We start from the raw sequence: 13061 nt of genomic DNA, 5'->3' as shown, positions 1-13061 counted from the left end.
TTGTCTCCGCTCACGCCCTCTGGAGTCCGCCGATGCCGGCCACCGCTTCGCCCACGACGTCCGTCCTGACCGCCCGGGGCCTGCTCCTCGACATGGACGGCACCCTCGTCAACTCCGACGCCTCGGTCGAGCGCGTCTGGCGCGGCTGGGCGGTGGACCACGATCTGGACCCGGACGAGGTCATGAAGGTCGTCCACGGCCGCCAGGGCTACGCCACGATGGCCGTACTGCTCCCGGAACGGCCCATGGAGCTCAACTACGCGGACAACCGCCTGATGCTCGCCCGGGAGACGGCCGACACGGACGGCGTCGTCCCGATCCCCGGCGCGCCGGCGTTCATGGCGGCCATCGCCGCGCTCCCGCACGCGCTGGTCACCTCGGCGGACGTACCTCTGGCGGACGCCCGCATGGCGGCGGCGGACCTCCCGATGCCGAAGATCCGCGTCACGGCCGAAAGCGTCACGGCCAGCAAGCCCCACCCGGAGGGCTTCCTCAAGGGCGCGGAGGCCCTGAGCCTCGCGCCTGCGGACTGCGTGGCCTTCGAGGACTCCGAGGCGGGCATCACGGCGGCCCGGGCGGCCGGCATGCGCGTGGTGGGCGTGGGCCCGCGAGCCAAGGCGATGTCTCCGGACGCCCATGTCGAGGACCTGACACAGCTCCGGGTGGAACCGACGGCGGAGGGCGGCATCCGCCTCTATGTGACGGCCTGACCGGCAGCGGCGAGGCCGGCCATCACCTCACCGCACGCCTCTTTGAGGAACTGTCAGTCGGGCAAGTCACCGTTGCCGCCCAGGTTCGCCACCATGCGACGCAGGACGTTGATCGTCGTCACGAAGTCGGCTGTGTCGATGCCTTCATGCGTCTGCTCGTGGATACGCCAGTTGCGCTCCCTGGCCCGGAGGCGGCCGGCCTCTCCGGCCTCGGTCAAGGTCATCAGTCCCGCCTTCTCCGTGACCCAGCCGCGAGCGAGCAGATCCTCGAAGACACCGTCGAAGTCGATGCCGAGGTCGTCGTACGAGGTCAGCCGCTCCGTCAGCGTCGCACGGCTCCAGACGCCCGGCTGCCCGGCGACATGGTTGAGCGTCCACCAGTGCGGCTGAGTGAGATCCTCCGCCGCGAGCTGTTCGCGAAGAGCTCCCACCACTCGGCGGTATGCCTCACCGCTCCACGCACCAATGGGCTGAGCGGCCAGTTCCTCCCGCGAGTACTCCTTGATTGCCATGCCAACGCGCCCCCTTCGAGCGATCACCGGACATGACGACGGTAGGACCTCAAGCTCGATTGAGGTCAAGACGCGTCGCGCGCGCCGTCGCACGCCGGTCCACCAAGGATCGCGCCGGTCCACCGGGCGTTGACGCCGATCCGCCAGGGATGGATTACGCAACGGCCTTCAGGCGCGGGTCGTGTGCCGGTCGAGCAGCGAGCGCAGATGCTCCATCTCGGCCGGAGTCGCCACCGCGCGTTTGGGCAGCACGGTGAATTCGAACCCATGCTTGTCGGGACTCAACAGCACGAAGACGTCAGGGCCTTCGGCGAGACGTGGCCGCGTTGTCCAGTCCATGGCCGTGGAGGAGTGATCCGTTGTGATGTGCAGACCAGCGGCTGCGACCACAGTGCGCAACTCTCCCTGCCTCTCCGCCAGTTTCTGAAAAGCCCTGGCCTGGAGCCGGGGCATCAGCGGAACGGCGACCAGAGCGAACAGGGCCGGCACGAGGAGAGGCACCGGAATGTCACTGACGCCACCTCCGGTGATGACGGCCATCACCGCACAGAAGGCGATGAAAGGCAGACCGATGGCGAAGATCTTTCGCTGCCGGCGCGCCATCGGACTCGCCCGGCGCCGCGCTCGCAGCGCGGCGGCGAAGTCCCGCGCGGTCGGCCGGTAGATCAGCTCCACCGTCTGTTCCATGCTCGGCCCCTCGGCCATGGCCCCTCCCCAGGTTGATGATCCCGGGGATCGTAACCATCACCACGGCCGGTGCGCCGCGCGGCAGGTCACCGACCGGACGCGACGTCAGGACATCAACCGCCGCCGCGCGCCCCGCCGCGCGCGGCAACTCTGCGCTCAATCACCCCAATTGCCCCTGCGCCAGGCGCGAGATCGCCACCTTTGGCCTCTTGATGTGACGTGCTCATGTCGTCACGCTGTTACCTGACACCCACTCCGCGGCAACCCACCGCCGACACGATGGCGGCCGGGCCACGACCCGCACGGCCGGGCCCGCAGCCTCGCACGGTCAGGTCAGGTTCCCCCCATCCCAAGGGAGTTCGCATGTCCGGTATCTACGCGCGTCGAGTGCCCCGTATAGCCGTCCTCGCCGCATCGGCCGCCCTCGCCACCGCGACCACGCTGCTCACCGCTCCCACCGCTCAGGCCGCTCTGCCGACGCCGGTCAGCGCCGCCACCGCCCGCACCTACCTCGGCCAGCTCACCGTCAAGGCGGAAGGTTCCTCCAGCGGCTACAGCCGTGACGCGTTCCCGCACTGGATCACGCAGTCCGGCTCCTGCGACACGCGAGAGGTCGTCCTCAAGCGCGACGGCTCGAACGTCCAGCAGAGCTCAAGCTGCTCGGCCACGAGCGGAAGCTGGTACTCCGAGTACGACGGCGCGACCTGGACCGCCGCGTCCGACGTGGACATCGACCACATGGTGCCGCTCGCCGAAGCCTGGACCTCGGGCGCCAGCGGCTGGACCACCGCGCAGCGGCAGTCCTTCGCCAACGACCTGACGCGTCCGCAGCTCATCGCCGTCACGGACAATGTGAACCAGTCGAAGAGCGACCGGGACCCCGCGGAGTGGCTGCCGCCGCGCACCGCGTACCGCTGCACCTACGTCCGCGCCTGGGTGCAGGTGAAGAAGTACTACAACCTGAGCGTCGACTCCGCCGAGAAGAGCGCGCTCCAGAGCGTCCTCAACGGCTGCTGACCTGCGGTTCCTGGACCGGGACGCTCATCACACCGGACCGCCCTCCCCGCGCCCTCCGTCGTTCCGTACCGTACGGGGCGACGGAGGAGGGCATCTATGACCGGGCTGCGCCTGGGACCACTGCTGAGGTACGTCGACTGGGACGGCGGCGGCACAGCGACCGTTTGGATCGAGGCCGACCGCCCCTGCACGGCGGAGGTCCGCTGCGAGGACGGCGCCTACGGCACGACGCGTACCTTCCAGATCTCCGGCCACCACTACGCGCTGATCACGGTGACCGGGCTGACGCCGGGCACCGCGACTCCGTACGAGGTACTGCTCGACGACCGCCGCGTCTGGCCGCCCGAGGACTCTCCCTTCCCGCCGAGCACGATCCGCACGCCCGACGCCTCCTCGCCCGGAACCGAGCTGCGCGTCTCCTTCGGCTCCTGCCGCTGGGCCTCGCCGCCGCACGGCGAGCCGGACCCGGTCGGACCCGACGCGCTCGACACCCTCGCCACCCGCATTTCCGCCGACCCGGACGCCGTACGCCCGGACGTACTGCTGCTCCTCGGTGACCAGGTGTACGCGGACGAGACCTCGAAGAAGACACAGCACTGGCTGGCCCAGCGCCGCGATCTGAGCGAGCCGCCGGGCGAGGAGGTCGCGGACTACCAGGAGTACACCCATCTCTACGACGAGTCCTGGGGCGATCCTCAGGTGCGCTGGCTGCTCTCCACCGTCCCCAGCTCGATGATCTTCGACGACCATGATCTGGTCGACGACTGGAACACCAGCGCCGCCTGGGTGGCCGACATGCGCGTGAAGCCCTGGTGGCAGGAGCGCGTGCTCAGCGGGCTGATGTCGTACTGGGTCTATCAGCATCTCGGCAATCTCTCTCCCGCGGAACTGGCGACGGACGAGCTGTACGCGGCGATACGCGCCGACCCCGACGGCACCGACCTGCTGCGGCGTTTCGCCTCCGAGGCCGACCGCGATCCGGCGTGCGCGCGCTGGAGCTACCGGCGCGACTTCGGCCGCACGCGGCTGCTGATGGTCGACTCCCGGGCCGCGCGAGTGCTGGAGGAGCAGCACCGCGCGATGCTCGACGACGGTGAGGCGCTGTGGGTGCGCGAGCAGGCGCTGGACGGGCGCGGCTCGTACGACCATCTCCTCGTCGGTACCTCACTGCCCTGGCTGCTGCCACCGCTCATCCATGACGTGGAGTCCTGGGACTCCGCGCTCAGCCGCGGCGAACGCGGCGCGCGCTGGGCGCGCTTCGGTGAATGGCTGCGCAGGGCCGCCGACTTGGAGCACTGGGCGGCCTTCCCCGACTCCTTCGAGAAGCTGGCGGCGCTGATCTCGGAGGCCGGCAGCGGGCCCGAGGCACCGGCCACGGTGTGTGTACTGTCGGGCGATGTGCACCACGCGTATGTCGCCGAGCCCTCGTGGCGGGCGGGCGACCCGGACGCGCGCGTCCTCCAGCTCACCTGTTCGCCGGTGCACAACTCCATCCCGGCCTCGATGAGGTTCGGATTCCGCTTCGGCTGGAGCCGGTTGAGCCGGTATCTGGGCAAGGCCCTGGCACGGCACGGGCGGGTGCCCGATCCGTCGGTCAACTGGCGCAAGACGGGCGGACCCTGGTTCGGAAATCAGCTCATGACCCTGACGATGCGCGGCCGTTCGGCCGAGCTCCGGCTGGACCATGCCCGCGCCCGCGGCGAGACCGCGGAACTGGTGACCGTCCATGAGAGGACGCTGACACCGGGCCACTGATCTGCCGACGGCGGGTCAGCGGCGGCCGGACACCGGTTCAGTGGCCCTTGTCCGCGCGTCCGTGATCCTTGCCACAAGGCGTGATCCTTGGCCCAACGGTTCGGCGGCCGTGGCACCAACGGCATGATGAGGCGGACCATTCCGCTTCCAGAGGCGGGCCGTTCCCCTTCCCGCACCCCACATGCCCCGGGAGTCACAGCTTTGTCCGATGTACGGCAGCACCTGCCCCGCTCACTCGCCGTCGTCGGCGCCGGTCCCCGCGGCACCTCGGTCCTCGAAAGACTCTGTGCGTCCGTACCCGAACTGGCCGCCGGCACACCGCTGACGGTCCATCTCGTCGACCCGGCGCCGCCCGGCGCGGGCCGCGTCTGGCGCACCGACCAGCCGGCCGAGCTGCTGATGAACACGGTGGCCTCGCAAGTGACGGTCTTCACCGACCGGAGCGTCGAGTGCGAGGGTCCGATACGCCCGGGTCCGAGCCTGTACGAGTGGGCCGCGAGCCGCCCGGCCGAGCGGCTCGGTCCGGACGACTATCCGAGCCGCGCCGCCTACGGCCGCTATCTGGAGTGGGCGTTTCGCCGGACGGTGGAGGGCGCTCCGGCGAATGTGACGGTCACGGTCCACCGGGCTCTCGCGATCCGTCTCGATGACGACGCCGACAGCGCGTTCCTCGACCCGGCAGTCCCGCCCGCCACACCCGGTTCGCTCGATTCGCCCGCTCTGTCCTCGGCGCACCACCCGACCCAGACGCTCACACTCGACAATGGCACGACGATTTCCGGCCTCTCCGCCGTCGTCCTCGCGCAGGGTCATCTGCCGGTGGTTTCCGGACAGACCCAGGCGGTCCTGGCGGAGTACGCCGTCCGTCATCGGCTGCGTTATGTGCCGCCGGCGAACCCGGCGGAGGTCGATCTCTCCGCGATCGAGCCGGACGAACCGATTCTGCTGCGCGGGCTCGGCCTCAACTTCTTCGACCACATGGCCTTGCTGACAGCGGGCCGGGGAGGCACCTTCGCGCGCGGGACCGGCGACGGCGTTCTCGTATACCAACCTTCGGGGCGGGAGCCGCGGCTCTACGCGGGATCGCGGCGCGGCGTTCCGTACCAGGCGCGCGGGGACAACGCGAAGGGACCGTCCGGCCGGCACCTGCCGCTGGTGCTGACCCCGGATGTGATCGCGGTGTTCCGCAAACGCGCGGGCGAGGGCGACCCGCCGGACTTCCTCACCGAGATATGGCCACTGGTCGCCAAGGAGGTGGAGGCGGTCTTCTACGGGACGGCGATGACGGCCGCCGGCCGGCCGCCGAGCTTCCGCGAGCGCTTCCTCGACCGCTTCCTCGGGGCTCCGCACGGCAGCACGCAGGAGGCAGCCGCGCTCGACGAGGCCGGGATCGGTCCGGCGGACCGCTGGTCCTGGGACGCGATCACGCGTCCGTACGGCGGGAGGACCTTCCGGGATCCGGCGGATCACCGCGCCTGGCTGATGGCACATCTGCGCCAGGACGCGGCACAGGCGGCGCTCGGCAATGTCGCGGGTCCGCTCAAGGCCGCGCTGGACGTGCTGCGCGATCTCCGCAATGAGCTGCGGCAGATCGTGGACCACTCGGGTCTCTCCGGCACCTCCCGCCGCGATCATCTCGACCGCTGGTACACACCATTGAACGCCTTTCTCTCCATCGGCCCGCCGCGCCGCCGTATCGAGGAGATGGCGGCCCTGATCGAGGCGGGCGTGCTGGATGTGATCGGCCCGCGCATGACCGTACGGACAGGGGACGGCGTGTTCGTCGCCGAGTCTCCGGACGTGTCCGGATCCGCCGTCAGGGCGAGGACGCTGGTGGAGGCCCGGCTGCCGGAGGCGGATCTGCGGCGCAGCCGTGATCCCTTGCTGTCACGGCTCCTGAAGACCGGTCAGTGCCGGCCGCACGCCGTCGGTGGTTACGAAACCGGTGGGGTGGATGTAACACGCCGTCCGTACCACCTGATAGGCCGCGAGGGCGAAATCCACTCCAGGAGGTTCGCTCTCGGTGTGCCCACGGAAGGGGTGCACTGGGTGACGGCCGCGGGAGCACGGCCGGGAGTCGATTCGGTGATGCTCTCGGACACCGACGCGGTGGCACGCGCCGCCTTGCGGACCTCGGTCCGAGGGCAGGCGCGGCACTCGGCGCGAATTGATCCCCGACAGGATGTTGAACTTGCAAGCATTGATTAGGGATGCCTAACGTGAGGGAGCTTCTCATCGGTCCAGACCATTGATCGAAGGAGTACAACCCCCCATGTCCACACGCCTCAATGACGCCCAGCCGTACGCGCTGGGCCTGTTTCGCATCGTCGTCGGGCTGCTCTTCGCCTGCCACGGTGCCGCCACGCTCTTCGGCTTGTTCGGCAACGACACGACTCCAGCCGGTGCCTGGCCGGGCTGGTACGCCGCCGTGATCCAGCTCGTCGGCGGCGGCCTGGTGCTCCTCGGCCTCGGGACCCGGATCGCGGCACTGGTGGCCTCTGGTTCCATGGCGTACGCCTACTTCAATGTCCACCAGCCCACGGGGCTCTTCCCGATGGAGAACGGTGGTGAAGCGGCGGCGATATTCGCCTGGACGTTCCTGCTGATCGTCTTCACCGGCCCGGGCGCGCTCTCCGTGGACCGGCTGTTCTCCTCCGGCGGAGGCTCGGAGGAGGAGAGGCAGGAGACGCGTACGGCCGTCGCCGCCTGACATTCGACCGGACGGCGCCGATGTGACGGCGCCCGGACCCGCGACCGGGGTCCGGGCGCCGCTCGCACGGCGCCGCCGTCCGTCCCACGGGCCGCCGCTCCTTCATGGCACGCCGTTCACGCATGGACCGGTCCTGGGCCACGGACCGGCTTCGCGCCACGGACCGGCCTCATTCCATGACATTCCATGATCCGGCCGCGCTCTCCGAGCTGGCTTCATTTCACACCTGGCCGATCTGTCCGCCGCCCACGGGCGTACGCTGTATGGCTGCAGCCGCCCCTGCCGCTCCCTTGCGACATCGCGGCGTTTTCGGAGAACGGGGCGGGGAGTCACAAGGTGCTGGAGAGTCTGGGGTCGCTGACGGGCAGTCCATGGATATACGCCGTCGTAGGCGCCTCCGTACTGCTCGATGTGTTTCTGCCGGTGCTTCCCAGCGGTGTTCTGGTGATCACGGCCGCCACGGCGGCCGCCGCCGGCTCGACCACGGTCGCGGAGGCCGCCGACAAGGTGGCGCACGTGCCTCGCGAGGTGCCGTCGCTGATCATCCTGATGCTGTGCGCGGCCGGCGCGTCCGTGCTCGGCGATCTCGTCGCCTTCCGGCTGGCCTGGCGCGGCGGCGAACGCCTGCACCGGGCCATCGCCCGGTCACGCCGGCTCACCACCGCGCAGGAACGCCTCGGCGCGGCACTCAGCGGCGGCGGCGGAATCCTTGTCGTCATCGCCCGTTTCGCTCCTGCGGGCCGCTCGGTCGTCTCGCTCGGCGCGGGCGCGGCACACCGCACGGTGAAGGAGTTCCTGCCCTGGTCGGCGCTGGCGGGCGTGGCCTGGACCGGCTACAGCGTGGGCCTCGGCTACTTCGGCGGCCAGTGGCTGGGCGCGAGCTGGGTGGGCGCCGCGATCTCCGTACTGGCGCTGTTCGCGGCGGGCACGCTGGCCGCGTACATCATGCGCCGTCCGTCGGCGCAGCCGGTCTGAGGACCGTCGGCTGTCCCTCACACGGGCCGGACTTGCCCCGGAGGAGCACTTTTCCCGGCGGGAAAACCCCTGCTTCTGAGAAAACTTGCCCCGTTGGCCAACTTTTCCCGGCCGCGCCGCTTCAGGCTCCCTGAGCCTCCCCGGGCGCCGGCCTCGCCGAGCCGCGTACCTCGATGCCCTTGAGCAGCCTCTCGGTCGCCTCGGCGATCTCGTCGACCGCCTGTTCGAAGACCACGCGGTTGTGCGCTGCGGGCTCACGGAAGCCGGAGACCTTGCGTACGTACTGCAGGGCGGCGGCCCGGATGTCCTCCTCGGTGGCCTCCTCGGGGAGGACGGGCGGGCGGAGGGTCTTGATGCTGCGGCACATGCCTCCAGTGTGACCGAGACCCGGCGGCAGGCGCCGCCGGTTCCGTGCCGGTCCCGCTAACGGTCCGTCCCGGCCTCCAGGGCCGCCGTGCTGTCTCTGACGACCAGCCGGGTGCCGAATTCGATACGGGCGTCGGCCTGGTCGGAGTGGCGCAGCCGGAGCAGCATCCGGGTGGCCTCCTCGGCCATCTGCGCGAGCGGCTGGTGCACGGTGGTCAGGGCCGGACTGGACCACTGGGCGGGCGGGATGTCGTCGTATCCCACGACCGAGAGGTCCTGCGGGACCTGGAGCCCGAGCACCCGGGCCGCCTCCAGCACACCCAGTGCCTGGAGGTCGCTGCCCGCGAAAATCGCGGTCGGTCTGTCGGGATCCCGCAGCAGTTCCATCGCGTGCGCATGGCCGGAGCGGACATGGAAGTCGCCGAATCTCACCAGCGCCGGGTCGGTGTCGAGTCCGGCCATGCCCATGGCCGAGCGGAAGCCGTCGAGCCGCGCCAGAGAGCAGAGCATGTCCTCGGGGCCGGTGATGACGGCGATCCTGCGATGGCCGAGGTCGATGAGATGACGGGTGGCCGCGACCCCGCCCGCCCAGTTGGCGGAGCCCACGGACGGCACATCGGGTTCCGGGTCGCCGGCCGGGTCGATGATGACGAACGGGATCGCCCGGGACCACAGCTTCTTCTTGAGATCGTCCGGCAGCGTGGAGAAGACGAGGACCACGCCCAGCGGGCGGCGGCGCAACACGCCCTCGACCCAGTCGGCTCCCGGTGAGTGCCGGGTGCCGGTCTCGGTGAGGACCACGCTCAGCCCTGCCTCCTTGGCGACGCTCTGGACGCCTCTGATCAGCTCCATCGACCAGGTGCTGTCCAGCTCGTGGAAGACGATCTCGACCAGCGGTGACTCCGGAGGCGTGGGCGCGGAGCGCCGGTAACCGTGCTCCTCCAGCAGCTCCTCGACCTTCACACGGGTAGGGGCCGACACATCGGGGCGCCCGTTGAGGACTTTCGAAACTGTCGAGAGGGATACGCCGGCTTGCGAAGCCACCTGGGCCAGGGTGACTCGGCCCGTACTCCTGTCATCACGCATGGACTGAAGGATAGGGCACCGCCGCTTGTAACGGTTTGATAGCGCAGCGACAGCGCTGTTGACCGTCCCGGAAGAGAAACCTACGGTCGCTCGACAGAAGACTTTCGGCAATGTGGCCGATACTTTCGAGAGGTCGATCGATGAAGACACGCGCACGGTTTCTTCGCACCGTCGCCGGCGGCGCGACGCTTGTCCTGGGCCTGAGCCTGGCGGCCTGCGGCGGCAACGCCTCCTCCTCCGGTGCCGGGGAGTTCCACGTACTCGTCTACGGCGACTCCGCGAACAAGGTGGAGAAGCAGATCGTCGCGACGTTCAACAAGACCTCCAAGGTCAAGGCCGTCCTGGACACCGTCCCGGGCGCGGACTACCAGCAGAAGCTCCAGACCGTCATCGGCACTCCGCAGGCGCCGGACGTGTTCTTCAACTGGGGCGGCGGGAGCATCCAGCCGTTCGTCAAGGCGGACCTGCTGATGCCGCTCGACGACCTGATCAAGAAGGACCCGGGGCTGAAGTCCAACTTCCTGCCGTCGGTCTTCAACACGGCCATGGTCGACGGCAAGGCGTACGGCGTTCCCATGCGCGGCACCCAGCCGGTCCTGCTGTTCAACAACAGCAAGGTGCTCGCGGACGCCGGCGTGCAGCCGCCGAAGACCTGGGACGAGCTGCTGGACTCGGTGAAGAAGCTCAAGGCGAAGGGCGTCACGCCGATCGCGCTCGGCGGCGGCGACAAGTGGCCGACGCTGATGTGGTTCGAGTACCTCTACGACCGGGTGGCGGGTCCCGGGCTGTTCGAGAAGGCGCTGTCCGGTGACAAGAGCGCCTGGGAGAGCGCCGACAGCAAGAAGGCGCTGAGCATGCTCAAGGAGCTGATCGACGCGGGCGCGTTCGGCACCAACTACGACTCCGTGAAGTTCACCGACGGCGGCTCCCCGGCCCTGCTGGCCGGCGGCAAGGCGGGCTTCGAGCTGATGGGCTCCTGGGCGTACTCCACGCACCAGGACGCCAGCCCCGACTTCGCCAAGAACGACCTGGGTTACACCACCTTCCCCAGTGTCGACGGCGGCAAGGGCGACGCGGCCGACCTCGTCGGCAACACCAACAACTTCTACTCGGTGCGCAAGAGCACCAAGCACGCCGACGACATAGCGAAGTTCCTCAAGCTGATGTATTCGGACGAGTTCGTGAAGGCCCAGCTCGCCATCGGCAATCTGCCCACCACCACGAACACCGGTAAGTTCCTGGACTCCTCGGACAACCCGGAGTACCTGAAGTACCAGCTCGACCTGGTCGACAAGGCTCCCGCGTTCCAGCTCTCGTGGGACCAGGCGTATCCGCCCGCGAACATGACGCCCATCTATGTGGCGGTCCAGCAGTTCTTCAACGGGCAGCTCGACGCGGCCGGCTTCATCACGTCCATGCAGGCCCTGACCACCGCCTGAGCCGAGAACCAGAACTGAGAGTGACGTCCGACATGGTTACCCTCTCCGCCCCGGCGAAGGGCGAACGGCGGCAGTCACAGCGGCCCGGTCCGGGCGGGCGCGGAGTCGCCCGCCCCGGCCTGGGCTGGGCCCTGCCCGCCACCCTGTTCTTCGCCTTGTTCGCGATCGTCCCGCTGGCACTGGTCGCCGTGCTGTCCTTCACAAGCTGGAGCGGTCTGGGATCGCCGACATTCGCCGGGTTCGACAACTGGACCGCGCTGTTCCACGACCCGGTGATGATCAAAAGTCTCTGGCTGAGCGTGCTGCTCACCGTGCTGGGCGTGGCGGTCCAGACGCCGCTGAGCATCCTGCTCGGCGTCTGGGCCGCCGGTCCCCAGCGGAACAGGGCGGTCCTGTCGGCCGTCTTCTTCATCCCGCTGCTGCTGTCCGCCACGGCGGTGTCCGTGCTGTGGCGGGCGCTGCTCGACCCCAACTTCGGAGTGCCCGCGCAGGCGCGCTGGCTCTTCGGGGACGGCAATCTCCTGGGCACGCGCACCGGCGCCATCGGTGTCCTCGTACTGGTCGGCGCGTGGCAGTTCACGCCGCTGCACGCGCTGATCTACCAGGGCGCGACACGGGCGATCCCGACGGTCCTCTACCAGGCGGCGGCCATCGACGGCGCCGGGACCGTACGGCAGTTCTTCCACATCACGCTGCCGCAGCTACGCAACTCGATCATCACGTCGGTGATCCTCATGGTCGTCGGCGGACTCACCACCTTCGACACCGTGCTGATCCTCACCCAGGGCGGACCGGGCACCGACACCACCATCAGCGCCTACTACATGTACCAAAAGGCGTTCAAGGGCTTCGACTTCGGCGCGGGCGCCGCCGTCGCGCTGCTGCTGGTGCTCGTGGCGACGGCCATCTCGCTGATCGTCGTACGGATCTCCGGCTACGACAAAATGGCCGGCACGAAGGAAGGCCTGTGATGAGGCGCCGCCCCAACTATCTCGCCGGGCTCGGCGCCCTGTTGTGGCTGTGCCTGGTGGGACTGCCGGTCTATGTGATGCTCGGCGCGACCGTACAGTCCCGCGCGGAGTACAGCGCCAACGGTCCGCTGGCGTTCCCGAAGACCTTCAGCCTGACCAACTACGTCCAGGACTTCTCCAACGGCTTCGGCCAGTACTTCCTCAACACCGTGATCGTCACGACGAGTGTCGTGGTGATCGTGCTGCTCCTCGTACCGCCGCTGGCCTTCTCGATCGTGCGCAACCGGGGCCGGGCCACCTCGCGGGTCTTCCGGCTCTTTCTGCTGGGCCTGGCGATCCCCGCCCAGGCGGTGATCGTCCCGATGTTCTATGTCATCAGCCAGGCCGGCCTGTACGACAACCTCATCGGTGTCATCCTGCCGACCGCCGCGTTCTGTCTGCCGGTCTGCGCGCTCATCCTCACCGGCACCATGCGCGACATCACCGACGAACTCTTCGAGGCCATGGCCCTCGACGGAGCCGACACACGGCGGGTCTTCTTCCAGCTCGTCGTACCGCTGTCCAAGAGCGGGCTGGCGACCATCGTCGTCTTCTCCGCGCTCCAGGCGTGGAACGGCTTCCTCTTCCCGCTCGTACTGACCCAGTCCGAGAACACCAAGGTGCTCACCCTCGGGCTGTACAACTTCCAGACCCAGTACGGGATCAACATCCCCGGGCTGCTGGCCGCCGTGGTCCTGTCCACGCTGCCCGTCCTGCTCGTCTACCTGTTCGCGCGCCGCGCCCTGGTCCAGGGGCTGATGGGCGTCGGAGGAAAGTGAACGACAACGTGACCG

At 69.0% G+C, this 13061-nt stretch carries 13 protein-coding genes; 9 read left to right on the top strand and 4 right to left on the bottom strand.

Annotation, left to right across the window (positions count from 1 at the left end):
• The first annotated feature begins 32 nt into the window (after positions 1-32).
• Entirely contained in the window at positions 33-710 is a 678-nt protein-coding gene (locus PV679_RS04070; RefSeq protein WP_319678657.1) for an HAD-IA family hydrolase, read from the top strand.
• A gap of 53 nt (positions 711-763) precedes the next feature.
• Here PV679_RS04070 and PV679_RS04065 read toward each other — a convergent pair whose 3' ends face one another.
• The gene (locus PV679_RS04065) at positions 764-1222 is read right to left on the bottom strand and encodes a MarR family transcriptional regulator (protein ID WP_319678658.1); all 459 of its coding nucleotides are present in this window, start codon (positions 1220-1222) and stop codon (positions 764-766) included.
• Positions 1223-1390: 168 nt separating this feature from the next.
• Entirely contained in the window at positions 1391-1909 is a 519-nt protein-coding gene (locus PV679_RS04060) for a hypothetical protein (RefSeq protein WP_319678659.1), read from the bottom strand.
• Positions 1910-2272: 363 nt separating this feature from the next.
• Here PV679_RS04060 and PV679_RS04055 point away from each other — a divergent pair, with 363 nt between their 5' ends.
• From PV679_RS04055 to PV679_RS04035, 5 genes are all read left to right on the top strand, one after another.
• Complete coding sequence (locus PV679_RS04055; protein ID WP_319678660.1) at positions 2273-2926, top strand: HNH endonuclease family protein; 654 nt, start codon at positions 2273-2275, stop codon at positions 2924-2926.
• Between the two features lie 96 nt (positions 2927-3022).
• Positions 3023-4681 (top strand): alkaline phosphatase D family protein, encoded by a 1659-nt coding sequence (locus PV679_RS04050; RefSeq protein WP_319678661.1) that lies wholly within the window; start codon positions 3023-3025, stop codon positions 4679-4681.
• A gap of 126 nt (positions 4682-4807) precedes the next feature.
• Positions 4808-6889: an FAD/NAD(P)-binding protein gene (locus PV679_RS04045; RefSeq protein WP_416069649.1), complete on the top strand. Its 2082-nt coding sequence runs from the start codon at positions 4808-4810 to the stop codon at positions 6887-6889.
• A gap of 64 nt (positions 6890-6953) precedes the next feature.
• Positions 6954-7391: a DoxX family protein gene (locus tag PV679_RS04040; protein ID WP_319678663.1), complete on the top strand. Its 438-nt coding sequence runs from the start codon at positions 6954-6956 to the stop codon at positions 7389-7391.
• A gap of 336 nt (positions 7392-7727) precedes the next feature.
• Positions 7728-8366 (top strand): DedA family protein, encoded by a 639-nt coding sequence (locus PV679_RS04035; RefSeq protein WP_319678664.1) that lies wholly within the window; start codon positions 7728-7730, stop codon positions 8364-8366.
• Positions 8367-8487: 121 nt separating this feature from the next.
• Here PV679_RS04035 and PV679_RS04030 read toward each other — a convergent pair whose 3' ends face one another.
• Both PV679_RS04030 and PV679_RS04025 read right to left on the bottom strand, forming a co-directional pair.
• Positions 8488-8733 (bottom strand): DUF2277 domain-containing protein, encoded by a 246-nt coding sequence (locus tag PV679_RS04030; protein WP_319678665.1) that lies wholly within the window; start codon positions 8731-8733, stop codon positions 8488-8490.
• A 56-nt stretch (positions 8734-8789) separates the two neighbouring features.
• A complete protein-coding gene (locus tag PV679_RS04025; protein WP_416069650.1) occupies positions 8790-9830 on the bottom strand; it encodes a LacI family DNA-binding transcriptional regulator in 1041 nt (346 codons plus the stop codon).
• A 128-nt stretch (positions 9831-9958) separates the two neighbouring features.
• Between PV679_RS04025 and PV679_RS04020 the strand changes: the two genes are divergently transcribed.
• Genes PV679_RS04020 through PV679_RS04010 form a run of 3 tightly spaced genes read left to right on the top strand, consistent with a single transcriptional unit; the run spans position 9959 to position 13046 of the window.
• Positions 9959-11257: an ABC transporter substrate-binding protein gene (locus PV679_RS04020; RefSeq protein WP_319678667.1), complete on the top strand. Its 1299-nt coding sequence runs from the start codon at positions 9959-9961 to the stop codon at positions 11255-11257.
• Positions 11258-11289: 32 nt separating this feature from the next.
• Positions 11290-12228 (top strand): sugar ABC transporter permease, encoded by a 939-nt coding sequence (locus tag PV679_RS04015; protein ID WP_319678668.1) that lies wholly within the window; start codon positions 11290-11292, stop codon positions 12226-12228.
• Positions 12228-13046 carry a carbohydrate ABC transporter permease gene (locus tag PV679_RS04010; protein ID WP_319678669.1) on the top strand — a complete coding sequence of 273 codons (819 nt, stop codon included), beginning with the start codon at positions 12228-12230 and terminating at the stop codon, positions 13044-13046. Before PV679_RS04015 ends, PV679_RS04010 begins: the two co-directional genes overlap by 1 nt.
• Positions 13047-13061 lie beyond the last annotated feature (15 nt).

This window comes from Streptomyces sp. AK02-01A (assembly GCF_033795305.1).
Taxonomy (GTDB): Bacteria; Actinomycetota; Actinomycetes; order Streptomycetales; family Streptomycetaceae; genus Streptomyces.
Note: the sequence above shows the minus strand (reverse complement) of the source record. Positions and strands in the feature narration are given on the sequence as shown.

Excerpts from the sequence above, each read along its gene's own strand:
- PV679_RS04070 (WP_319678657.1), top strand. The coding sequence starts at position 33 with ATGCCGGCCACCGCTTCGCCCACGACGTCCGTCCTGACCGCCCGGGGC.
- PV679_RS04065 (WP_319678658.1), bottom strand. The coding sequence starts at position 1,222 with ATGGCAATCAAGGAGTACTCGCGGGAGGAACTGGCCGCTCAGCCCATT.
- PV679_RS04060 (WP_319678659.1), bottom strand. The coding sequence starts at position 1,909 with ATGGAACAGACGGTGGAGCTGATCTACCGGCCGACCGCGCGGGACTTC.
- PV679_RS04055 (WP_319678660.1), top strand. The coding sequence starts at position 2,273 with ATGTCCGGTATCTACGCGCGTCGAGTGCCCCGTATAGCCGTCCTCGCC.
- PV679_RS04050 (WP_319678661.1), top strand. The coding sequence starts at position 3,023 with ATGACCGGGCTGCGCCTGGGACCACTGCTGAGGTACGTCGACTGGGAC.
- PV679_RS04045 (WP_416069649.1), top strand. The coding sequence starts at position 4,808 with ATGAGGCGGACCATTCCGCTTCCAGAGGCGGGCCGTTCCCCTTCCCGC.
- PV679_RS04040 (WP_319678663.1), top strand. The coding sequence starts at position 6,954 with ATGTCCACACGCCTCAATGACGCCCAGCCGTACGCGCTGGGCCTGTTT.
- PV679_RS04030 (WP_319678665.1), bottom strand. The coding sequence starts at position 8,733 with ATGTGCCGCAGCATCAAGACCCTCCGCCCGCCCGTCCTCCCCGAGGAG.
- PV679_RS04020 (WP_319678667.1), top strand. The coding sequence starts at position 9,959 with ATGAAGACACGCGCACGGTTTCTTCGCACCGTCGCCGGCGGCGCGACG.
- PV679_RS04015 (WP_319678668.1), top strand. The coding sequence starts at position 11,290 with ATGGTTACCCTCTCCGCCCCGGCGAAGGGCGAACGGCGGCAGTCACAG.
- PV679_RS04010 (WP_319678669.1), top strand. The coding sequence starts at position 12,228 with ATGAGGCGCCGCCCCAACTATCTCGCCGGGCTCGGCGCCCTGTTGTGG.